The 19,355-nt window shown below is 63.0% G+C and carries 26 protein-coding genes and 1 tRNA gene; 8 read left to right on the top strand and 19 right to left on the bottom strand.

The genetic code is table 11. The annotated features are described in order from the left end of the window. Positions 1–69 precede the first annotated feature (69 nt). The 3 genes from DPV79_RS05475 to DPV79_RS05465 are packed head-to-tail and all read left to right on the top strand — an operon-like array spanning position 70 to position 2,046. A complete protein-coding gene (locus tag DPV79_RS05475; RefSeq protein WP_021163097.1) occupies positions 70–705 on the top strand; it encodes an SCO family protein in 636 nt (211 codons plus the stop codon). Between the two features lie 14 nt (positions 706–719). Continuing rightward, positions 720–1,166: a copper chaperone PCu(A)C gene (locus DPV79_RS05470; RefSeq protein ID WP_027787990.1), complete on the top strand. Its 447-nt coding sequence runs from the start codon at positions 720–722 to the stop codon at positions 1,164–1,166. A gap of 10 nt (positions 1,167–1,176) precedes the next feature. Further along, the gene (locus tag DPV79_RS05465) at positions 1,177–2,046 is read left to right on the top strand and encodes a cytochrome c oxidase assembly protein (protein ID WP_021163095.1); all 870 of its coding nucleotides are present in this window, start codon (positions 1,177–1,179) and stop codon (positions 2,044–2,046) included. 22 nt (positions 2,047–2,068) lie between these two features. On the opposite strand, the gene DPV79_RS05460 is transcribed toward DPV79_RS05465, so the two are convergent. Next, positions 2,069–2,554, bottom strand: a complete 486-nt coding sequence (locus tag DPV79_RS05460) for a GNAT family N-acetyltransferase (protein ID WP_021163094.1) — start codon at positions 2,552–2,554, stop codon at positions 2,069–2,071. A gap of 127 nt (positions 2,555–2,681) precedes the next feature. Then, positions 2,682–3,554, bottom strand: coding sequence for a pirin family protein (locus tag DPV79_RS05455; protein ID WP_027787992.1), 873 nt, complete (start codon positions 3,552–3,554; stop codon positions 2,682–2,684). A gap of 109 nt (positions 3,555–3,663) precedes the next feature. Here DPV79_RS05455 and DPV79_RS05450 point away from each other — a divergent pair, with 109 nt between their 5' ends. Continuing rightward, on the top strand, positions 3,664–4,581 hold the full coding sequence (locus DPV79_RS05450; RefSeq protein ID WP_021163092.1) for a LysR family transcriptional regulator: 918 nt from the start codon (positions 3,664–3,666) through the stop codon (positions 4,579–4,581). A 102-nt stretch (positions 4,582–4,683) separates the two neighbouring features. After that, complete coding sequence (locus DPV79_RS05445) at positions 4,684–5,187, top strand: GAF domain-containing protein (protein ID WP_021163091.1); 504 nt, start codon at positions 4,684–4,686, stop codon at positions 5,185–5,187. Positions 5,188–5,341: 154 nt separating this feature from the next. Here the strand turns inward: DPV79_RS05445 and map are convergent, their stop codons facing one another. After that, on the bottom strand, positions 5,342–6,148 hold the full coding sequence (gene map, locus DPV79_RS05440) for a type I methionyl aminopeptidase (RefSeq protein WP_059649281.1): 807 nt from the start codon (positions 6,146–6,148) through the stop codon (positions 5,342–5,344). Further along, positions 6,148–6,384 (bottom strand): ParD-like family protein, encoded by a 237-nt coding sequence (locus DPV79_RS05435; RefSeq protein ID WP_021163089.1) that lies wholly within the window; start codon positions 6,382–6,384, stop codon positions 6,148–6,150. Before DPV79_RS05435 ends, map begins: the two co-directional genes overlap by 1 nt. A gap of 165 nt (positions 6,385–6,549) precedes the next feature. On the opposite strand from DPV79_RS05435, the gene DPV79_RS05430 reads away from it, so the two are divergent. Together DPV79_RS05430 and DPV79_RS05425 are read left to right on the top strand one after the other, a co-directional pair. Next, positions 6,550–7,170, top strand: a complete 621-nt coding sequence (locus tag DPV79_RS05430) for a helix-turn-helix domain-containing protein (RefSeq protein WP_060155987.1) — start codon at positions 6,550–6,552, stop codon at positions 7,168–7,170. A gap of 58 nt (positions 7,171–7,228) precedes the next feature. After that, the gene (locus DPV79_RS05425; protein ID WP_113044968.1) at positions 7,229–7,777 is read left to right on the top strand and encodes a GNAT family N-acetyltransferase; all 549 of its coding nucleotides are present in this window, start codon (positions 7,229–7,231) and stop codon (positions 7,775–7,777) included. Between the two features lie 115 nt (positions 7,778–7,892). Here the strand turns inward: DPV79_RS05425 and DPV79_RS05420 are convergent, their stop codons facing one another. Further along, positions 7,893–8,336 (bottom strand): GNAT family N-acetyltransferase, encoded by a 444-nt coding sequence (locus tag DPV79_RS05420; RefSeq protein WP_113044967.1) that lies wholly within the window; start codon positions 8,334–8,336, stop codon positions 7,893–7,895. Between the two features lie 170 nt (positions 8,337–8,506). Next, a tRNA-Ser gene (locus DPV79_RS42515) sits at positions 8,507–8,633 on the bottom strand. Positions 8,634–8,887: 254 nt separating this feature from the next. Between DPV79_RS42515 and DPV79_RS05415 the strand changes: the two genes are divergently transcribed. Further along, positions 8,888–10,234 carry a serine/threonine-protein kinase gene (locus tag DPV79_RS05415; RefSeq protein WP_113044966.1) on the top strand — a complete coding sequence of 449 codons (1,347 nt, stop codon included), beginning with the start codon at positions 8,888–8,890 and terminating at the stop codon, positions 10,232–10,234. A 195-nt stretch (positions 10,235–10,429) separates the two neighbouring features. Here DPV79_RS05415 and DPV79_RS05410 read toward each other — a convergent pair whose 3' ends face one another. The 13 genes from DPV79_RS05410 to DPV79_RS05350 form a co-directional block, all read right to left on the bottom strand. Then, on the bottom strand, positions 10,430–11,908 hold the full coding sequence (locus DPV79_RS05410) for a sensor domain-containing diguanylate cyclase (protein WP_113044965.1): 1,479 nt from the start codon (positions 11,906–11,908) through the stop codon (positions 10,430–10,432). 224 nt (positions 11,909–12,132) lie between these two features. Then, entirely contained in the window at positions 12,133–12,849 is a 717-nt protein-coding gene (locus tag DPV79_RS43245) for an Imm52 family immunity protein (protein WP_027787037.1), read from the bottom strand. 12 nt (positions 12,850–12,861) lie between these two features. After that, entirely contained in the window at positions 12,862–13,338 is a 477-nt protein-coding gene (locus DPV79_RS05400) for a restriction endonuclease fold toxin 5 domain-containing protein (protein ID WP_425267347.1), read from the bottom strand. 22 nt (positions 13,339–13,360) lie between these two features. Then, positions 13,361–13,831, bottom strand: coding sequence for a hypothetical protein (locus DPV79_RS05395; RefSeq protein ID WP_113044964.1), 471 nt, complete (start codon positions 13,829–13,831; stop codon positions 13,361–13,363). After that, complete coding sequence (locus DPV79_RS05390; protein WP_113044963.1) at positions 13,821–14,318, bottom strand: DUF4123 domain-containing protein; 498 nt, start codon at positions 14,316–14,318, stop codon at positions 13,821–13,823. The genes DPV79_RS05395 and DPV79_RS05390 overlap by 11 nt, the downstream gene beginning before the upstream one ends. Before the next feature lie 6 nt (positions 14,319–14,324). Continuing rightward, positions 14,325–14,756 carry a PAAR domain-containing protein gene (locus DPV79_RS43825; protein ID WP_063802258.1) on the bottom strand — a complete coding sequence of 144 codons (432 nt, stop codon included), beginning with the start codon at positions 14,754–14,756 and terminating at the stop codon, positions 14,325–14,327. 173 nt (positions 14,757–14,929) lie between these two features. After that, positions 14,930–15,715 carry a DNA adenine methylase gene (locus DPV79_RS05380; protein WP_034188709.1) on the bottom strand — a complete coding sequence of 262 codons (786 nt, stop codon included), beginning with the start codon at positions 15,713–15,715 and terminating at the stop codon, positions 14,930–14,932. A 170-nt stretch (positions 15,716–15,885) separates the two neighbouring features. After that, complete coding sequence (locus DPV79_RS05375) at positions 15,886–16,380, bottom strand: DUF2514 family protein (RefSeq protein ID WP_113044962.1); 495 nt, start codon at positions 16,378–16,380, stop codon at positions 15,886–15,888. Continuing rightward, positions 16,377–16,871, bottom strand: a complete 495-nt coding sequence (locus tag DPV79_RS05370) for a glycoside hydrolase family 24 protein (RefSeq protein ID WP_113044961.1) — start codon at positions 16,869–16,871, stop codon at positions 16,377–16,379. The genes DPV79_RS05375 and DPV79_RS05370 overlap by 4 nt, the downstream gene beginning before the upstream one ends. Positions 16,872–16,873: 2 nt before the next feature. Continuing rightward, positions 16,874–17,158 (bottom strand): phage holin family protein, encoded by a 285-nt coding sequence (locus tag DPV79_RS05365; protein WP_113044960.1) that lies wholly within the window; start codon positions 17,156–17,158, stop codon positions 16,874–16,876. Between the two features lie 76 nt (positions 17,159–17,234). After that, positions 17,235–18,284, bottom strand: a complete 1,050-nt coding sequence (locus DPV79_RS05360; protein WP_113044959.1) for a phage late control D family protein — start codon at positions 18,282–18,284, stop codon at positions 17,235–17,237. Positions 18,285–18,293: 9 nt separating this feature from the next. Then, the gene (locus tag DPV79_RS05355; RefSeq protein WP_113045050.1) at positions 18,294–18,500 is read right to left on the bottom strand and encodes a tail protein X; all 207 of its coding nucleotides are present in this window, start codon (positions 18,498–18,500) and stop codon (positions 18,294–18,296) included. Then, positions 18,475–19,353 (bottom strand): phage tail protein, encoded by an 879-nt coding sequence (locus DPV79_RS05350; RefSeq protein ID WP_113044958.1) that lies wholly within the window; start codon positions 19,351–19,353, stop codon positions 18,475–18,477. Before DPV79_RS05350 ends, DPV79_RS05355 begins: the two co-directional genes overlap by 26 nt. Positions 19,354–19,355: the final 2 nt, after the last annotated feature.

Here is a 19,355-nt window from a genome sequence, read left to right as displayed (position 1 = left end):
GCAACCGCCTGCCGCGCGACGCATGGCATCGCGCCGGCCGGTCACCTTTCCGTCCGATCGAGCCCCAGGATGTCGTCTGCCCGCCCAGCGCCGCACCGGCGCTTCTCCCGCTTCATCCGCACGGCCGCGGCCTTCGCCGCCGCCGTGGCGCTCGCCGCGTGCACGCACGACGAGCCGCGCTGGAACCTGACCAACGTCACCGGCCACCTGCCCGACCTGTCGTTCACGCTGACGGGCGGCGACGGCCATCCCGTCGACGCCGATGCGTTCCACGGCCAGGTCGCGCTCGTCTACTTCGGCTACACGCACTGCCCCGATGTCTGCCCCGAAACGATGGCACGGCTGATGGAAGTACTGGCGAAGCTCGGCCCGCAGGCCAACGACGTGCGCATCCTGTTCGTCTCGGTCGATCCTGCACGCGACACGCCGCAGGCGATGCAATCGTATGTCGCCGCGTTCGACGCCGCGCATGCGCGCGGCCTGACCGGCACCGACCGCCAGATAGAATCGCTCGCGAAGCGCTATCGCGTCGCATACCAGATGGAGCAGCGCGATCCGTCCGGCGGCTACGAAGTCACGCACAGCTCGGCCGTCTACATCTTCGACGCAACCGGCCGCGCCCGCCTGCTTGCGACCGACCGCGACTCGCCCGACGCCATCGCCGCCGATGTGCGCCGGATCATCGACACCGCCTCCACCACCTGAATTCCTCTCACGACATGAAGACGAAGACGACACTCAAGACGCTCGCCCTCCTCGCCGCGCTGTGCGCCGGCACCCACGCCTATGCCGCCGGTGCGATCACCGCGCAGAACGCATGGGTGCGCTGGCTGCCGAACAAGCTGCCGGCCGGCGGCTACGTGACGATCGTGAACACGGGCGACAAGCCGGTCGATCTCGTCGACGTCGACAGCCCCGACTACGGGATGGCGATGCTGCACCAGACCGTCTCGAACGGCTCGACGCAGAAGATGGAAATGGTCGACAAGCTGACGGTCCCCGCGCGCGGCAAGGTCGACATCGCACCGGGCGGCTACCACTTCATGCTCGAGGAGCCGAAGCACGCGATCAAGCCGGGCGACACCGTGCACCTGCGCCTGAAATTCTCCGACGGCGAAACGGTCGATGCGCCGTTCGCCGTGAAATCGCCGGCCCAGGCGAAGTGATGCGCGCGCGATGAACCTCCTGTACTGGCTCGATCCGTGGGAACCGTCACCGACCGTGGTGATCGCGGTGCTCACCGCTGCCGTGCTGTTCGCGCGCGGCGTGAAGAAGGCGAAGGTGTCGCCGCTGCGGCAGTTCTCGTTCTGGTTCGGGCTGACGGCGCTCTACATCGCGCTGCATACGCGGCTCGACTATTTCTTCGAGCACGAGTTCTTCCTGCACCGCGCGCAGCACCTCGTGCTGCACCACCTCGGGCCGTTCTTCATCGCGCTGTCCTATCCGGGCGCGGCGATTCGCGCGGGCATCCCGTTTCGCTGGCGGCAGCGCTTCGTGCGCCCCGCCCTCGCGTGGGCGCCCGTGCGCGCGACGCTCGACGTGGTGTTCCATCCCGTCGTCGCGGTCGTGCTGTTCGTCGGGCTGATCTATTTCTGGCTGCTGTCGCCGATCCATTTCATCGCGATGCTCGACTGGCGTCTCTATCGCGTGATGAACTGGAGCATGGTGATCGACGGGCTGCTGTTCTGGTGGCTCGTCGTCGATCCGCGCCCCGCGCCGCCCGCGCGGCTGTCGCCGGGCCGCCGGATCCTGATCGTCGTCGCGGCGATCCCGCCGCAGATCGCACTCGGCGCACTGATCTTCTTCACGCCGCACGAGCTGTATCCGATCTATTCGATCTGCGGCCGCGCGTTCACGTGGCTGAGCCCGCTGCGCGACCAGCAGATCGGCGGCCTGCTGCTGTGGATTCCCGGCTCGATGATGAGCGTGATCGGCGCGCTGATCGCGCTGCGGCACTGGCTGCGGCTGTCCGCCCGCGGCCGCCTGATCGGCGAACGGGCCGCGCAACGCGCGGACGCGCCGTCGGTCGCACGCGCCGCGCACTGACTGCCGCGCGGCGCGGCGCGCATTACGCGCGCGCGCTGCTCATCCACACGTGCGGGATGCCGTCCTCGTCGTGCACGTCCGAACTCGGCGTGAAGCCGAATGCCCCGTAAAAACGCTGCAAGTGGGCCTGCGCATGCAGGCTCACCGGCGTATCCGGCCACTGCGCGCGAATATGCTCGAGCGCGCGCGACAGCAGCCCGTTGCCCAGGCCGGCGCCGCGAAACGCGGCGGTCGTCAGCACACGGCCGATGCGGACATCGGTGTTCTGCGCATCCGGCAACAGCACGCGCAGATAGCCGGCGAGGCGCCCTGCCGGATCGAATGCGGCCAGGTGCCAGGCGGCCTGGTCCGCGTCGTCGATGTCGCGATACACGCAATTCTGCTCGACGACGAACACGGCGCTGCGGGCTTCGAGGATCGAATAGACTTCGCGCGCCGTCAGCGCGTCGAAGGATTTCCAGCGCCAGTCGAGATCGGCGGCGCTCGGGGATGCGGCGGATGCGTTCATGTGCGGTCCTGATTCGGGCGCGCCGGCCGGCGCGCGGCAATCGTCGATTATGCCCCGAAGCGCACGCGCCGCGCGATCGGCTGCCCGCGCCCGAAAAAAAGGCCCCGCATTGCGCGGGGCCTGTCCGTCATGCCGGCATCTGGCCGAAGCGGCCGTTGTTGAAGTCCTCGATCGCGGTGCGGATCTCCGCTTGCGAGTTCATCACGAACGGCCCATACCCGACGACCGGCTCGTCGATCGGTTCGCCGCTCAGGATCAGCAGCTTCGCGTCGCCGTTCGCTTCGATCTCGACGTCGCTGCCGTCGCGGCCGAGCTGCACGAACTGCGCTTCGCGGGCGACCGTCTCGCCGTTCACCTGCACGGTACCGCTCAGCACGACCACCGCGAGCGTGCGCCCTTCGGCGACCGGGAACCGCGCATGGCCGCCGGCCACGAGCCGCACGTCCCATACGTCGATAGGCGTATGCGTGCGGGCCGGGCCGCGCCGCCCGTCGAGCTCGCCCGCGATGATCCGCGCACGCCCCGCGCCGTCCGGCAGTTCGACCACGGGGATGTCGGCATCCAGCAGCGTCTGGTAGCCGGGCGCCCCCATCTTGTCCCTGGCGGGCAGGTTCACCCACAGCTGGACCATCTCGAGCGGGCCGCCACGCTTCGTGAACCCTTCCGAGTGGAATTCCTCGTGCAGGATCCCGCTCGCGGCCGTCATCCACTGCACGTCACCCGGGCCGATCACGCCGCCCGCGCCGGTCGAGTCGCGGTGCGCGACCTCGCCGTCATAGACGATCGTCACCGTCTCGAACCCGCGGTGCGGATGCTGGCCGACACCGCGCGGCGCCGAGGCCGAGCCCGGCTCGAACGTGGCCGGGCCGGCGTAGTCGAGCAGCAGGAACGGGCTCAGATGCGCGCCGTGAGACTGGTAGCTGAACATCGAACGCACCGGGAAACCGTCGCCGACCCAATGGCCGCGCGGCGCACTGTACACACCCTGGATCTTCTTCATTGCCTTCTCCGAATTGCGGCGAAACACGTGTTTCGCATCCTGGACAGGAATATAGAGGTGGAACGATCGATCCGGTAGACTGCCAAAATCGCACTCAGCGTTCCATTTCATGAACGATAAAGCGCGGGATCTGAACGATCTCTATTATTTCGTGCAGGTCGTCGAACACGGCGGCTTCGCACCGGCCGGGCGTGCGCTGGACATGCCGAAATCGAAGCTGAGCCGCCGCATCGCGCTGCTCGAGGCGCGGCTCGGGATGCGGCTGATCCAGCGCTCGACGCGCCGCTTCACCGTTACCGACGTCGGCCAGACCTACTACGCGCATTGCCGCGCGATGCTCGTCGAGGCCGATGCGGCCGACGAGGCGATCGCGCTGCTGCACGAGGAGCCGCGTGGCATCGTGCGCGTCAGTTGCCCGATCGTGCTGCTCGATTCGCTCGTCGGCGAGATGATCGCCGCGTTCATGGTCGCGTGTCCGCGCGTCGAGATTCATCTGGAAGCGACCAACCGGCGCGTCGACGTGGTCGGCGAAGGGATCGACGTCGCGATCCGCGTACGCCCGCCGCCGCTCGAGGACAGCGATCTCGCGCTGCGCGTGCTGGCCGAGCGCGGCCAGTGCCTCGTCGCGAGCCCCGCGCTGCTGCGCGAGCATGGCGCACCGGCCGTTCCCGCCGATCTCGCGCGCCTGCCGAGCCTCGATCACGGCGTCCCGCAGTCCACGCACGTGTGGCGGCTGCGCGGGCCCGACGGCGCGCATGCGGAAATCCACCACCTGCCGCGCTTTGTGACCGGCGGCATGCTCGCGTTGCGCGCGGCGGCCGTCGCGGGTGTCGGCATCGTGCAGCTGCCGACGATGATGGTGCGCGACGAGGTCGCGCGCGGCGCGCTGGTAACCGTGCTGCCCGACTGGGCACCGCGCCGCGAGATCGTGCATGCGGTGTTCGCGTCGCGCCGGGGGTTGCTGCCTGCGGTACGCGCGCTGCTCGATTTTCTGGCCGCGCGGTTTGCCGAACTCGAACCCGACTGAGCTTGCCGCGTCACGCGCAACCGCGCGCTGCAAACCGTGCGCGCGTGCCGTAGACTGCGGTACGCGCATCGCGCATTCCACAACCCTGATCGCTTTCCCGCCATGTTCACGCTGTCCAACGACCCCAACGCCTCCAAGGCCGATCAATACGCGACGCTCGTCGAGCAAGCACGCGCGCTCGTCGAATCCGAACGCGACCTGACCGCGAACGCGGCCAACTTCGCCGCGCTGGTCTACCACTCGCTCGACCGCCTCAACTGGGCCGGCTTCTACTTCTTCGACGGGACGGAGCTCGTGGTCGGGCCGTTCCAGGGCAAGCCCGCCTGCGTGCGGATCGCGCTCGGCAAGGGCGTGTGCGGCACGGCTGCGCAGACGCGCGAGACGCAGGTCGTGCGCGACGTGCACGACTTCCCCGGCCATATCGCGTGCGACGCCGCGTCGGAATCGGAAATCGTCGTGCCGCTGGTGGCCGGCGACGGCACGCTGATCGGCGTGTGGGACGTCGACAGCCCGGTCGCCGCGCGCTTCGACGAAGAAGACCGCCAGGGGATGGAGGCGCTCTGCCGCGTATTCGTCGAATCCGCCTGGCAGAAGGCGCGCGGTTGAGCGGCGGCTGAGCCGCGTTCATCCACCGCGCGGCGCGCAGCAGGTCGCCGCGTTCGCGCATGAATCGCGCCGCATGACCTCGAACGAAACGGGCTCCGCAAAGGAGCCCGTTTCACTGTGCCGCCGCACCGCCCTTCGCGGCGCACTTTACGCGTCAGGCAGCGTGCGTGCCGGACAGCGCCGGGGACGCTTGCGGCTTCACATCCTCGGTCAGCACCTCGAAGCCCGTTTCCGTCACCACGACCATGTGCTCCCATTGGGCCGACAGCGAATGGTCCTTCGTGACGACCGTCCAACCGTCCGCCAGCATGCGCGTGTCGCGCTTGCCCGCGTTGAGCATCGGCTCGATCGTGAAGATCATCCCCGGCCGCAGCGGTACGCCCGTGCCCGGGCGGCCGTAGTGAAGCACCTGCGGCTCGTCGTGATAGACGTCGCCGATGCCGTGCCCGCAGTACTCGCGAACCACGCTGAATCCTTCGCGATGCGCGACCTGCTGGATCGCGTAGCCGACGTCGCCGAGCGTGGCACCCGGGCGTACCGCGCGGATGCCCGCATGCATCGCCTCATAGGTCGTCGCGACGAGGCGCCGCGCGAGTTCGTTCGGTTCGCCGACGAAATACATGCGGCTCGTATCGCCAAACCAGCCGTCCTTGATCACCGCGATGTCGAGGTTCACGATGTCGCCGTCGCGCAACGGCCGCGACGTCGGGATACCGTGACACACCACGTGGTTGACCGACGTGCACAGCGTCTTCGGATAACCGTGGTAGCCGATGTTCGCCGGGATCGCGCCGAGCACGTCGACGATGTATTCGCGGCAGCGTGCGTCCAGTTCGTCGGTGGAGACGCCCGGCTTCACGTGCTCGGTGATCATCGTCAGTACCTGCGACGCCAGCTTCGCGGCTTCGCGCGACTTCGCGATTTCCGCCATGCCGCGGATCGGGATTTCTCGCTTCGCCATTACGCCACCTGCTCGATGCCGTGTTCGACCGGTTCCGCCGGCCCCGCGTCGCCGCCCCGTGCTTCGGCCTCGATCAGCATCCGGCAGATGTCGCCGTAGGACAGCGCCGGATTGAGTTCCGCCAGCATCCCGACGCGCAGCCAGTGCTCGGCCTGTGCGTTGATCGAGCGGCTCAGCGCCGTGCTGGTCGAGCGCAGCCGCTCGTGCATGTGCTCGGAAATCTTGATGATGCCCATATATCCCCAATTAAACGAAACGTAGTCGATTCGTATATTACGCTGCGGTCGGCTCGCGGGCAAGCCATGCGGATTCGGTCGAGCCGTCGGCCGGCTGCCGGCCCGTCACCGGCGTTGACACCGGCGTTGACATCGAATTCCAGTTTGCTGGAAAATAAATCCATCATGAAAGAATCCGTCACCGCCGCTGCCGACGACACCGGCATCAACGAACGCATCGCCCGGCGCGTGCGCGACCTGCGCACCGTGCGAGGCTACACGCTCGATGCGCTGGCTGCGCGCTCCGGCGTCAGCCGTTCGATGATCTCGCTCATCGAACGTGCATCGGCCAGCCCGACGGCCGTCGTGCTCGACAAGCTGGCAGCCGGTCTCGGCGTGTCGCTGGCCGGGCTGTTCGGCGGCGACCAGGACGACGCGCCCGCGCAGCCGCTGGCACGCCGCACGCAGCAGGCCGAATGGCGGGATCCGGCGTCCGGTTATGTGCGCCGCAACCTCTCCCCGGCTGGCTGGCCGTCGCCGATCCAGCTCGTCGAGGTGGATTTCCCGCCCGGTGCGCGCGTCGCGTACGACAGTGGCGGACGCGAAAGCGCGTTGCATCAGCAGGTGTGGATCATCAGCGGCCGCGTCGACGTCACGTTCGGCGAAACGCTTCACGAACTCCACGAAGGCGACTGCCTGGCCATGCGGCTCGACCAGCCGCTGATTTTCAGCAATCCGTCGCCGCACGCCGCGCGTTATGTCGTCGTGATCTGCGACGCATCCGCCGCCGGCGTGCGCAACCCCTGATGAACGCGTCGTCGCAGCAGCCGTGCGCGCGACCCACTTACTGCCCACAGGAGTCCGTATGAATTCCCCGAAACAGCGCGACGACGTGCGCCTGATCGATTGCAGCGAGGCCGAGCATGCGCCGGCCATCCTCGAGATCCTGAACGACGCGATCGCGAACTCGACCGCGCTGTACGACTACAAGCCGCGCCCGCCGGAAGCAATGGTCGCGTGGTTCGCGGCGAAACGCGCAGGCGGCTTCCCGGTCATCGGCGCGGTCGACGCGTCGGGCACGCTGCTCGGCTTCGCGAGCTGGGGCACGTTCCGCGCGTTTCCCGCCTACAAGTACACGGTCGAACACAGCGTGTACGTGCATCGCGACCAGCGCGGCCGCGGGCTTGGCGAAGTGCTGCTGCGCGAAGTCGTCCAGCGCGCGCGGGAAGCGGAAGTACACGTGCTGGTTGGCTGCATCGATGCGGCCAACGCGGGGAGCATTGCACTGCATGCGAAGCTGGGATTCGTGCATTCGGGCACGATCAAGGAAGCGGGCTTCAAGTTCGGCCGCTGGCTCGATGCGGCGTTCTATCAGTTGACGCTCGACACGCCTGCGCAACCGGTGGACGGCTGAGCGGATGTCGCGACGGACGAGCGGCATCGCATGGCCGAAGCCCGCTCGAGAATCCCGCTGCATCTGCCGAAATCAAAAAGCCCGCTCGCAGCGGGCTTTGGTTTTCAAACACACGCTACGTGCGCATTTTCCTGGAAAGACGCTGCCCGTCGCGCGCGAAACCGTGATGCGCGTAAAAACGGTGGGCGTCCGGACGTTGGTCACCACTCGTCACCTCCAGCTTCACACATCGGCCGCGCTCGAACCAACGTTGCGCGTCCGCCATCAGCGCACCGCCGATTCCGCATCCCCGGTGACGCTGGTCGACGACCAAACTCGTGATGCGCCCGAGATTCCCGGGTGCGTGAAAGAGCGGAAGGATGTGCAGGCTGATACTGCCGACAATCTCGCCATTCAGAATCGCCACGCAGACCCGGTCACTCGGCTTGTCGGCCAGCGACAGCAATTTTTCATGGATCAGCGCGGGCGAGACGTCATATCCGAGCTGGCGCAACAGCCTCGCGATTGCGGCGCAATCGGAAAGCCGCGCGTCCCTCGTTTCGGGCTCCGGGGTGTTCAATCCGCCTCACCAGGTTTCTGCATCGACAGCCTCGACGTTTCGCGCGGGGCCCAAACGCCCGCGGGTCGCGTCATGCTACCGCATCCATCCCGCCCGTCTCACGAGCCATCTCCGCAACGGGCGCGGAAAAAAGAAAAGCCCCGCCGAAGCGGGGCTTTTCTTTTCCTACCTGGAGGCGCGAGCCGGAGTCGAACCGGCCTAAACGGCTTTGCAGGCCGCCACAAATTACATAAAATCAATCATTTAAAGAAATTGACCACCCGAATTAGCCGCCTCAAAAGCATGAACGACCGCGTCTCCACCTGACAATGCTGCGATTCGGCAGGCGGTACACTATTTGAACTGCTCGTCACTGCTGATATCCCAGCCGCTAACCCCGCCTGCGGCTCCTACGACCATTGCGTGACGCAGCAGTCCCGTTCGCGCACAGCGCCGTTACGAAGAAGCGCTTTGATCGATGCATAATGCCACTGTACTGCTGCGCCAGCTGATGCATTCAAGCTGCTACAGGCCCAAAAACCTATCTCAGAATACTGCTTCCGGGGAACTTTATGGATTTTTATCAGGGTGACGTAATCGACGGCAGGTGGAGAGTTGTCCGCGTCCTGAGCGATTCTGGCGGCATGGGCAAGGTGCTCATTGTTGGCGACACGCACGGGCACTTGATAGGCGAGCTCGCACTTAAATACTGCCGCGGAGACGATGAGCAAACCCTTCACCGCTTTCGTCGTGAAGTACGCATTTTGGCTTCGTTTTCCGGAAATTCTCGGATAGCTCAAGTATATTGGGCAAACGTGGAACATTTTCCACCATATTTTGTAATGAAGTTCTATCGCGATGGAGATTTGCTCGCGCTCAATGGCTCATTAGGAATCAACTATTCAGCGGCCGAACAAGTTTTCAATCTAATGATAGATGGCATCAACGAACTTCACGCCAACAATATCTACCATCGAGACATCAAGCCTCAGAATTTTCTTCGCGAAGGCGCAAGCATAGTTGTTTCAGATTTAGGTCTAGGCGCAGAAATAGATTCACTCACTCGATTTACCGAAAGCCACATCGCATATGGCACATTTGGATACTTGCCTCCCGAATTTTATAACGGAGGATTCAAGCATGCCGATGCAACAAGTGACATTTTTATGCTGGGCAAGACCTTTTATGTCTTGCTAACAGGCCGCGATCCTACATACATGTCGGACGATGGCATCCATCCAGCATTGTTCTATGTGATCGAACGTTCCAGTCAGCAGAACAAGTCTAGGCGCTTCTCCACCCTCGCAGACCTCAAACAGGCGTTAAGCTTCGCATTTGATGTTGTGTTGGGACGCGGAGGGGCAATAGGAAAAGCAAACCAGCTACTCGATACGATTCAAACAACCCTGAGAACTGAGAACAAGTTCCACCCAGATCAGATAATCGAGTTTGTCAACACGCTAACGGTTCTGGAGGATGCGGACAAGGCGCGAATATGCTCGGAGTTGGGCCAACCGTTCATGATGGCGATCAGCCAAGGGGTGCTGATTGAACAGTTGCCCACATTCCTCGAAGTCTACAAACAAATGGTCGAAGGCGGGCAGTACGGCTGGTCATTTGCCGAAACGATTGCCGACAATATGAAGCGAATATTTGACGCAGCCGGAGTCCCCGACAGGACACGTGCTTTTGCCTTAGAAATTGCGATCGATGGTGCGGAACGCATGAATAGGTTCGCCGCGATGGACACCTGCATCGCGATGATCACGTCCGTGAATCATGAGACACTAGGGGCGTTGGTTGCTAATGTTATGCAGAGGAATCACCACTACTTCATCCAAAACATCGAACCGTCTCAATGTCGCTGCGATGCAATACGTCGCTTCCTTTACGCAGCAAAAAATGCAGATGCAAGTTAATCCGGACACTGTGCCTCACCATCTGGGTTAGTATCGCGGCAAGCGGAGGCAACAACCCCGTAGTTCAGGGGATGGAATGATAAGCTCAAGGCTTATCCAGCAAGGCTCTCGCCCCTTGCTGTAGCAAATTTGTAGCACGCAAAAAAGCCCGCTCGCAGCGGGCTTTCGTATTCTTGTACCTGCCAATTCGCTCCATCAAGCTGCTACGTTGGACGTAGCGACCTTGTTCCTCCCGGTTAACTTCGCGTAGTACAGCGCCTCGTCTGCCTCCTTGATCAGCGCGCTTGGCTCACAGCCTTGATCCGGCGTCCACGTCGCCAAACCAATACTGGCCGTCACGCGCCCATATTCGCTACCAGCGTGCTCAAGTGCCAGATCGTCGATCGCCGCACGAATCCGTTCGGCGATCTGCACGGCTCCGGTCTGCGGCGTGTCCGGGAGCAGCACGACGAATTCCTCCCCGCCATAGCGAGCCGCAGTATCGACCGGGCGTCGGATGCTCTCGCCGATACAGCGGGCGACCGCAGCCAGCGCATCATCCCCTGCCTGATGGCCGTAAGTATCGTTGTAAGCCTTAAAGCGGTCGACGTCGACGAACAGCAGTGAAAAGACGGAATGCGCGCGCCTGGCGCGACCCCACTCCCGGTTCAACACCTCCCCGAAGCTGCGGCGATTGTTCAGGCCGGTGAGCCCGTCGGTGCGTGCAAGCAGCACCAGCTCTGACTCAGCACGCATGCGACGCCGCAGTTGCCCACTGAGCAAGATCGACAGCGCGATGAAAGCAGCGCCGAAGGTGGCTACTAATGCGCCGATTGTTACGGCGCGGTGCCGCCACGCGGCATAGATGTCCTGCTCGGCTTCCGCCACCATGATGATCAGCGGCAACTTGGGCAGGTGCTTGAAGTAGTAGAGCCGGCGCACGCCGTCGATTGAGGCGGTCTCCGAGAACACCCCTTCTGGTGCGGACTTGAACCGCAGGAAAGTCGCGGCCTTGCTGATGTCGCGGCCGACGATACCGTCCTTGTACGGCTGACGCATCACCATAATGCCGTCCTTGCCGATCAGCGACATCGAACCATGCTGCCCGAGCGATAGGCCGGCAAACAGCCGATGGAAGTATTCGAGGTTGAGCGCGATCAGTGCAATACCCGCGAACGATCCGTCCGAGTTTGAGATCCGCCGCGACAACGTAATGACGAGCATGCCGCTGCGCAGGCGCGATGCGAACGGATCGCTGACATAGAGACCAACATCAGGACGATCGCGATGGACGGTGAAGTACTTACGGTCGGAGAAATTTCCCTTGCGGGGCACGTCGTTGGACGAATCGAGGATGATGTTGCCCTTGGCATCGAGCACCAGCTGCGCACCAATAAAGGGCGCATTCATTGCATGGTCGAACAGCACGCCGCGTCGCAGCGCGGGCGCTGCTGCCATCACGTCAGGCCGCTGCAAGCCGTGAATCAGCGCCTGTAAGGATAGGTCGTAGAGTTCGAAGTTGCGCTCGATATCGCGCTCGGCCAGCAGACCGAGATTGCGCGAGGTTTCGCTAGCCCGCTCCAGGGCGTCGTGGCGGCTCTGGAATAGCTGTAGCACGCACAGGCCCATCAGCGCGCAGGCAATCACAATGCCGACTGCCACAATGGCGTAAGGGGCTGCCTTCCCGGGATGCATGGATCTCCTCGCCGCAAAAGTGTGCGCGCGCCGGCGCGTGGTTTCCGCATACTAAATCGGATAAGCACATTTGCAAGCGCAGAGCGAAATTGATCGAAAGGCGAACATCGCGCAAGGGAGACAGAGCTATCGGTAAACCTGAGCGGCAACAGTAACTTTATGTCCGATCTATGACAAGACGTCACCCGATTCAATTGGCAGGGATTGACGGACCTTAGCTGCCCTCAGATCTCGGCAAGAAGCGGCAGTAGATCCATAGAAATGAGTCGCGCCTCGATATTGTGCGCCACGGCCAGGTGCTCCTCATTGTCGGCCGAGAACACCTCACCCTTGATGCTGACAAGGATCGTCCCGAGTCGCATCTTCCGATCTGCCGACAACACGGGAACGATCTCCTGCGCTTCGGGGATCTGTTGAATGGTCAGCTCCACGGGCAGATAGATCATCCAACCCACACCGGGGCGGTCTTGAAACGCCTGCTTGTCCGAGTAACCGTCAGGCGCTGCCGAGATCACGGCCGGCAAAAACTCCTGTGCGGTCGCGCCCACAATACTCGCCACAGTGTCTTTGTGTTCGATGAACGCTCCGCGAGCGTCAATTGATACCGTATCGGGGAAATGCCCGCCGCACGCGAAGACCTCAATCGATGCGCCGATGGAATCGTCGGCGCTGCCATCCCATATCCCGAGCGAGGACGTTTCTTCGCCCCGGTATTCATTCTCCAGCGCCGCGACCGCCGTGCTACTGGGCTGGCCATCGGTCGCGTACACCTCCCCCGCCTGCGCCTCTTCGAGCGTGTCGCCCTGCATTCGCCAATTCGGACGCGACAGTTCCGGAGCCGCTGCCGCCATTACATCAACAATCGCACCAACCTTCGCGAGTGTTTGCGAGAAAGCGAACACCTCGATCCCGCCGGCCTTGATGAAAGAATCAATTTTCATGATGGTAGGAATTTACGGAAAATACTCCGACTCGATCGACATGGTCTTAAACCATACCGACATCCGCCTATAGGTCAACGGCCCTTGGAAATAGTACCGTAGCCGCGTAGGCGGATTCGCCTTGACCCGCATCGCGCGCTTGATCGCCTGATCGCGCATATGGCGAAAGCCCTTGAAGAACTGTTCGGACTTCGGAATAGATCCATCAAGGAACTGGTCATAGTTCCCCTTGGCCTCTTGCAGCAAGCACTCTTGCGGCTTGAACCCGTCAAAATCGATTCCAAGCCACTCCCACTCGTCGCTCCACTGGCAGCTCTCCGTATCGAACGCAAAGCCGGTTACGCGCGCCTGATATCGGTACGCCGGCCAGTTAGCGCCGTGTCGGCTCCGCACAAGCTTGCCCGTCTGTTCGGGCGGGCACTTCTTGCAAGGCGCAGTGGAATCGGACATTGTCCGCGATTCCGTTTTTGCCTTCGCCTGCTCGTCCATCTTGCTGACGTCACCCCGAAGGCTACCGATCCCCGCTACTGCCACGCCCCCCAATAAAGCGCTTCCAATAGCCGACAATACCGGCCCCGCTTCCGCTGCTGCGGCTGTCACTAGAGGGATTAACGGTGCCGCCATGCGGAACTCCTTTCAAGCTATCGGGATGTTGTGATCGCCAAGTGATCTCTTGGACGTAGACGTGAAAACGCTCATCGGCGCTACGGCCGGGTTTCGTCAGCCATGCCTTCGCAGCCGGCTTCTCGTAAAAGTGCGGCGAATACGCCTCGATTTTCAAGAACTGAACCAGATGCTCGCTATCCTGAATCCCGAGAGATCGAGCGGCGCGATATGCATCCCAGAGCCGGTTATGAAGATCGATATCCCGCGTCAAAGCAGGATCCGCCTTGAGCAGATCACGGCGCACGCCGTCAACGAAATTGCGAGCCTCGCCCTCGGCGAGTGCAGACACGTGGGCGGGAGTAAGGTTAAGCGGCATGGGGATGCGCCCTGAAGAGCTGCCCGTCGATCTCGATCAACCAGTCGAAGGTCGGTGAGAAAAATGTCGTCCGCTCGGTCGGACTAAGGGCAGGTGCGAAATGCCGCATCACACGGGCGTCGTAATAGCGAAGCATTACCGACCGGCCATCCGGCAATATGCCGTCGAGCCGGTCGCGAAGTTCTGCCGCAAGCTGGTGCGGTTGATACGCGCTGATAATCCAGCTCACCCCATATTCGCCCTGCGCTAACTGCCCAAGCACACGCCGGCAATCGCCGTCGACAGCCGCGAAGTCGAATAGCCACGGGCCGGCGTCCGCGAGCGAGGCGTCTGGTGTTGCATCAAGCAGCGCAATTGCCGCGTCGCGCGTCCGGCGCGGCTCGGAACCGCCCAGCTCCGAATACAACAGACCATCCACAAGTGCGAACAGACGAACCGGAAGGCTCGCCCGCCCTTGCACCGCTGAATAGATATCTTGAATGCTCATCGACGCTCACCCGCGAACGACCATCGCAGCCGCGTTCTTGGCAGCAGCAACCATGCACGAGAGACAGAATCCCTGGGATGGCTTCGGGGCAGCGAGCTCGAGCGCGACCGGACCTCCTGTCGCGGAAAAACCCATTTTGACGAGTGCATCCGACTCGAAGGACTGAAACATCTCTGACTGCGATGCAATCATGGTTGGGAGCGGACTGCACCCGCAAGCGACCTTATCGCCCTCCAGCGCAGCTTCGTGTCCCATCAAGTTACCCGGCCAACGCGGCCCCTCTGCAACGATGACGCCGACACGCTTGCACGCTGGACAAGTTACTTTGGCACCTACGTAGGTGAGTCCAACCCCGTCGCAACTCATTGTCGGGATAGCGTCGACGACCACCCCGCCGCTGGTCGATTGGTCTCCGACTCGGAGATAGTTCCGCTTCACATGCAGGCCCTCTCGGTTTCTAATGATCCGACTATGACCCGAGCAAGAGACCGATGTCGAGAGTCGGAAGGCGACTTGACCAAATGTGACATTTAACCAACTCGCCCCCGCGCCCAAAACCCCGCAAAATTGCCGGGTATGCCGCAGGAACTGTCCTGCGAGCGAGCCATCCGCTAGAACAGACCAACCGGCTGCGCCGCGTCATCCCAACTGAAAATGATCAGCTCGTTACGGTCGACGGCCTCGACACCAACCGTGTACTGGATCGGCACGGTCTCGATGTAAAACCCTTCGAACACGCGTCGAATGTCCGGGTGATCGTTGAGACTCACAATCGCGCGACCTTTGAGACGACGTAGCCGCTCGGCCATCTTTTCGTACTCCGCGAACGGGAACGGCACGCCATACCCCTGCGTCTCGTAATACGGCGGATCGAGATAGAACAGCGTGTGCGGCCGATCGTATCGATCAATGCACGCAGCCCAATCCAAGCGCTCGATGAAGGCGTTCGCCAACCGCTGATGCGCGACGGATAGCTCCTCCTTCAGTCGAATGGGATTCAATCCCGGCGCAGCCAGCGTCTTCGATCCGAAAGTCTGCCCTTCGAGCTTCCCACCAAAGCAACTTTTTTGCAGGTAGTAGAAGCGTGCAGCACGCTGGATATCGGTGAGCGTTTCCGGGATCGTATGCTTCAACCAACCAAACAGCTCGCGACTCGTAAACGCCCAATTGAACTGCCGCACGAACTCATCGACATGATGCTGCACGACACGATACAAATTGATCAGTTCACCGTTGATGTCGTTGACCACCTCGACCTTCGCCGGCGGACGCATGAAGTACAACGCGGCCCCGCCCGCGAACACTTCGACATAGCAGTCGTGCGCCGGGAAACGCGGGATCAGGTGATCTGCAAGACGGCGCTTACCGCCGATCCAAGGAATGATGGGATTTGCCATTGTGAAAGCCGTTTTTAAACTTGGTGTAGAATCCGGCCCGCCTACCGGTAGGTAGCAGGGCCTTGGCCGATTCACTGGCGTACACAGTGGAAAGGCGACCGGGAGACGTGTTGCTGCACGTCCTCCGGTCGCCCTGTTTCTTTCGAGGCCGCCCGGCCCCGATCGCCGCGCTACTGCGGCAAGTTGCTTTGCGCGTCGCCGATCAACGCGTCATAACTGCGCTCGCATTGCCGACCGGCGATGCCTCGCTCGTCAGCGATCTTTGCCAACTCTCCCGCGCGCTCGTCAGCCCGGCCGAACACGTCGGCAAGCAGATCGAGGGCGTCGCCGGTTGCCGGGCTTCCGGCCGCAGCGCCGGCACGCCGGACGTCGGCGACGAGTGCGGCGACTTGCCTGCGCAGCCCGTCAGCAGCAGCACCGGCAACAGCAGCATCAGCGGTTGCCTGATCACGTTCTTTCGCAGCATCGGTTGCGATCTCCTGTTGTGCCGCCAACCGGCGGCGAAATTCGTTACGTTCGTTCGTCAGGTCATCGATCTGCCGCGCCTGATCCGCCACCTTCGCGGATTGGTCGGCATCACGATGTCCCTCGAAGTAGCCGCAGGCAGCGCCGGCAATGACGCCGGCAACGACGAGCAGCCAAATGCGCGGGTCGATCCACGTCATGCGATCACCTCCCCGCCGGCCGCGCGATACGCCGCGAGCAATTTCTCGATGTCGTTTTCGTGCTGGCCGTATCCCGCCCCCGGCAGACTGGCCCATACGTTCGATACCTTCGCCACCGCCTCATGAAATCGTCCGGCATCGATCAACGGCAATGCACCGTGCTCGCGGAGCTGCTGCAGCGCGTACCGATCCTGCGACACCGGCCCGAAGTCGGGCAGCTTCATCTGCGCCTGATAGATCCGCCACCAGCGCGTGAGGATCTGGTAGCGGCCCGCCGCTGTCGACGGCACGCGGATCTGGCGATTGAGCACGTTCGGATGTGCGGCATAGCTCGCAAACAGGAGCGGGCGCGAGGCCGTCGCACCGACCAGGACGTTGTAACCATCGTCCGACTTCGCGAGCAGCGGCGAGCCGATCTCGCTTACAGCGATGGCGTCGAGAAACGCCACCCGGTTCTTTCCGCCTGCTGCGACAACACTGATTCGCGCCATCGTCACTTCCCCCCAAACACACGTTTTGCATTCCGGCGCAGCAGCACTTCGAGGTACTGCGACCCCACAATGCCGAGCGCACTCCCCAGACCAAGCAGCGCGATCGGCGGCAGATCTGGAATCTGCAGCAGCGCGAGCCCGGCCACCATCGACGTCGCCGATCCCAATACGGCCCGGCCGGCGACGAGCCGAAACGTCAGTTGCTCCTCGCCCACCAACACCTTCGCGATGCCAATCAATCCGCCCATGACGATCAGCTCCAGAATCGTTTTTTCGTGGTCTTGCATCGGTTCCCCTTGCCCGATAAAAAGAAAGGCCGCCCCGGTTGCCCGTGAGCGGCCTGCAAATTCAGTGCGTGACGCGTTACTGCGGCGCCGGCACCACCAGAGTGATTTTCTTGCCCGACTTCTTCTTGTGCCCGACCTTCGCTTTCCCCTTGTTCCCTCCGTTCAAAGTCACGACCGTGATCCACCCGCGCGATGCGAACGTGTGCTCGACCGACTCGACCAGAAACTCACCGTCTACTCCGGTCTTGAACCCCTTCAGCGCGATCGTCTTTTCCGCCGACAGATCTGCGCGGCCGCGCATCGTCAGCCGGCTCGTCGACGTGTGCCGGTTGAGCGTCGCCATTCGCGATGTCGCGCCCGCTTTCGCGGCTTCCGGACTCGCGAACGCATGGCGCTCGGTATGCACCGCGGACGCACCTGGCGGCGCATCCGGGTTCGGGATCGTCAGATCGACCTTCTTCCCGGACTTGCGGTCATGCACCTTCGTGCGCACGGCCGCGAAGCTCGCTCGGTCCGGGAAATTGATGTCGTAATCGAGCAGGTCGCCCGGCGTGAGAGTGACGATCGACAGCGGCTTGCCGCTCGCGCTCTTGCCGCCGCCGCGCGGCAAGACGATCAGCTTGCCGGCCTTGACCGTCGCCGTCGCACCGTACTGGCGAGCCACGCGCGTGATGAAGTGCAAATCGCTTTCACCGAACTGGTCGATACGCGGCACGACAATGTCGACGTCACATGCGGCTGCCCATTTGTTACGACGCGCGACGTCGCCGACGATGTCGGCCAGCTTCGCGTTCGACCAGCTCCCGTATCGCTGCGTTTTCGACGTCGCGCGCATGTTCGCAGGCTTGCCCCGGATCACGACGCTGGCCGGCGGCCCGCGCAATCCAACCTCGTCGACGGCGTACTCGCCGAGCATCGACAGCCCTTGCCCTTCCCACCCGATCGACACCTTCAACGTCGCGCCTTTCGGTGGAAACTCGATGCGGCCGTCGCGATCGTCGAGCGTGATCGTGCACTCGTCGGCGTCTAGACCGGGTTTGTCCATCGACCGGATCTCAAGCACGCGATCCTGAATAACCTTCGTCACGTCCGAGCCGTTCGCGACGACCTGAAAAATCGCTTCCATCGCACCTCACTATGTCCAGAGCTGGACCGACTCGACACGTGGCGCATCGAGATCCGGCATCAGGATCTCGATGCCGGCCGGGAACGGCTGCGGTTGATTCGCCAGCCCCGGATTCGCTTCGTACACAGCCTCGACCGTTCCCGGCAGCGCTCCGTAGAAGCGATAGCAAAGCGTGTCGAGCACGTCGCCGTCAGACGTTCTTAAAGTCTTCGCCATAGCGGCCGAACTCCACCGAGAATGTTTGTTTGCGCGGCAAGCCGTCCGCGAGCAGCGCGTCCTGCTCCTCCTCGACCGCCTGCAACAGCCAGCGGCCGAGCACTTCGCCGTCGCCCGTCGTGAGCTGCACGGGCTTCATTCGTCCGCCGATCGCACGCAGCCGGCTGATCTGCTTCGTCCCGGCCCCGAGCGATGGGAACACGACGCCCGACAGCGTGATCGTCTCGCCCCCTTCGCTGACCGGCTGCAGCGCCTCCTGACGATTCAGGCGCTCCTGAGACGCCACGCGATATCGCGTCGCCCGTCGCAGCTTGTCGTGAGCTGCTGTCGACAGATTGAAGTGGAACGCGTCGCCGGCATCCGTCGTCATCGACATCAGGTGCGGCGTGCTCGACGACGCCCCGTCGATCAGACCCGACAGCATCGAGCCGACGCCCGTCGACTTGATCAAGTCCATCACCGCCGAGTCCTTCAGACCCACCGCCGCGTTGAACTGATTCCACGCCCCGCCCAATGCAGACTTGACGCTGTCGGCGGCAGCCCGCACAAGGGGGAAATTCGATCCGTCGACGGCTTTCAGAATCGAGCCGATCGACGCCTGCGTCGCGTTGAAGCTACGCACGACAGCGCCGACCTGCGGAAACAGGTCCGACGCCACCGACAGCGCGCTCGTCGCGCCTGTCAGCAGCTCGGCCGCGCTGCTCAGATTGCCGGTCGCGAGACGTTGCAGCATGTCGACCGTCGCCATGCTCGCCGCGCGGTTTCGATCGAATATACGAACCATCTGCCGCACGCGCTCCGTCGCGATCCCCGTCTGCGTTGCTGCTCCCGAGATCTGTCGAAACACATCCATGA

The sequence above is a fragment of the Burkholderia reimsis genome (genome assembly GCF_003294055.1).
Lineage (GTDB): Bacteria > Pseudomonadota > Gammaproteobacteria > Burkholderiales > Burkholderiaceae > Burkholderia > Burkholderia cepacia.
This window is presented reverse-complemented; position numbering and strand designations above follow the sequence as displayed.

Excerpts from the sequence above, each read along its gene's own strand:
- DPV79_RS05475 (WP_021163097.1), top strand. The coding sequence starts at position 70 with ATGTCGTCTGCCCGCCCAGCGCCGCACCGGCGCTTCTCCCGCTTCATC.
- DPV79_RS05470 (WP_027787990.1), top strand. The coding sequence starts at position 720 with ATGAAGACGAAGACGACACTCAAGACGCTCGCCCTCCTCGCCGCGCTG.
- DPV79_RS05465 (WP_021163095.1), top strand. The coding sequence starts at position 1,177 with ATGAACCTCCTGTACTGGCTCGATCCGTGGGAACCGTCACCGACCGTG.
- DPV79_RS05460 (WP_021163094.1), bottom strand. The coding sequence starts at position 2,554 with ATGAACGCATCCGCCGCATCCCCGAGCGCCGCCGATCTCGACTGGCGC.
- DPV79_RS05455 (WP_027787992.1), bottom strand. The coding sequence starts at position 3,554 with ATGAAGAAGATCCAGGGTGTGTACAGTGCGCCGCGCGGCCATTGGGTC.
- DPV79_RS05450 (WP_021163092.1), top strand. The coding sequence starts at position 3,664 with ATGAACGATAAAGCGCGGGATCTGAACGATCTCTATTATTTCGTGCAG.
- DPV79_RS05445 (WP_021163091.1), top strand. The coding sequence starts at position 4,684 with ATGTTCACGCTGTCCAACGACCCCAACGCCTCCAAGGCCGATCAATAC.
- map (WP_059649281.1), bottom strand. The coding sequence starts at position 6,148 with ATGGCGAAGCGAGAAATCCCGATCCGCGGCATGGCGGAAATCGCGAAG.
- DPV79_RS05435 (WP_021163089.1), bottom strand. The coding sequence starts at position 6,384 with ATGGGCATCATCAAGATTTCCGAGCACATGCACGAGCGGCTGCGCTCG.
- DPV79_RS05430 (WP_060155987.1), top strand. The coding sequence starts at position 6,550 with ATGAAAGAATCCGTCACCGCCGCTGCCGACGACACCGGCATCAACGAA.
- DPV79_RS05425 (WP_113044968.1), top strand. The coding sequence starts at position 7,229 with ATGAATTCCCCGAAACAGCGCGACGACGTGCGCCTGATCGATTGCAGC.
- DPV79_RS05415 (WP_113044966.1), top strand. The coding sequence starts at position 8,888 with ATGGATTTTTATCAGGGTGACGTAATCGACGGCAGGTGGAGAGTTGTC.
- DPV79_RS05410 (WP_113044965.1), bottom strand. The coding sequence starts at position 11,908 with ATGCATCCCGGGAAGGCAGCCCCTTACGCCATTGTGGCAGTCGGCATT.
- DPV79_RS43245 (WP_027787037.1), bottom strand. The coding sequence starts at position 12,849 with ATGAAAATTGATTCTTTCATCAAGGCCGGCGGGATCGAGGTGTTCGCT.
- DPV79_RS05400 (WP_425267347.1), bottom strand. The coding sequence starts at position 13,338 with ATGGACGAGCAGGCGAAGGCAAAAACGGAATCGCGGACAATGTCCGAT.
- DPV79_RS05395 (WP_113044964.1), bottom strand. The coding sequence starts at position 13,831 with ATGCCGCTTAACCTTACTCCCGCCCACGTGTCTGCACTCGCCGAGGGC.
- DPV79_RS05390 (WP_113044963.1), bottom strand. The coding sequence starts at position 14,318 with ATGAGCATTCAAGATATCTATTCAGCGGTGCAAGGGCGGGCGAGCCTT.
- DPV79_RS05380 (WP_034188709.1), bottom strand. The coding sequence starts at position 15,715 with ATGGCAAATCCCATCATTCCTTGGATCGGCGGTAAGCGCCGTCTTGCA.
- DPV79_RS05375 (WP_113044962.1), bottom strand. The coding sequence starts at position 16,380 with ATGACGTGGATCGACCCGCGCATTTGGCTGCTCGTCGTTGCCGGCGTC.
- DPV79_RS05370 (WP_113044961.1), bottom strand. The coding sequence starts at position 16,871 with ATGGCGCGAATCAGTGTTGTCGCAGCAGGCGGAAAGAACCGGGTGGCG.
- DPV79_RS05365 (WP_113044960.1), bottom strand. The coding sequence starts at position 17,158 with ATGCAAGACCACGAAAAAACGATTCTGGAGCTGATCGTCATGGGCGGA.
- DPV79_RS05360 (WP_113044959.1), bottom strand. The coding sequence starts at position 18,284 with ATGGAAGCGATTTTTCAGGTCGTCGCGAACGGCTCGGACGTGACGAAG.
- DPV79_RS05355 (WP_113045050.1), bottom strand. The coding sequence starts at position 18,500 with ATGGCGAAGACTTTAAGAACGTCTGACGGCGACGTGCTCGACACGCTT.
- DPV79_RS05350 (WP_113044958.1), bottom strand. The coding sequence starts at position 19,353 with ATGGATGTGTTTCGACAGATCTCGGGAGCAGCAACGCAGACGGGGATC.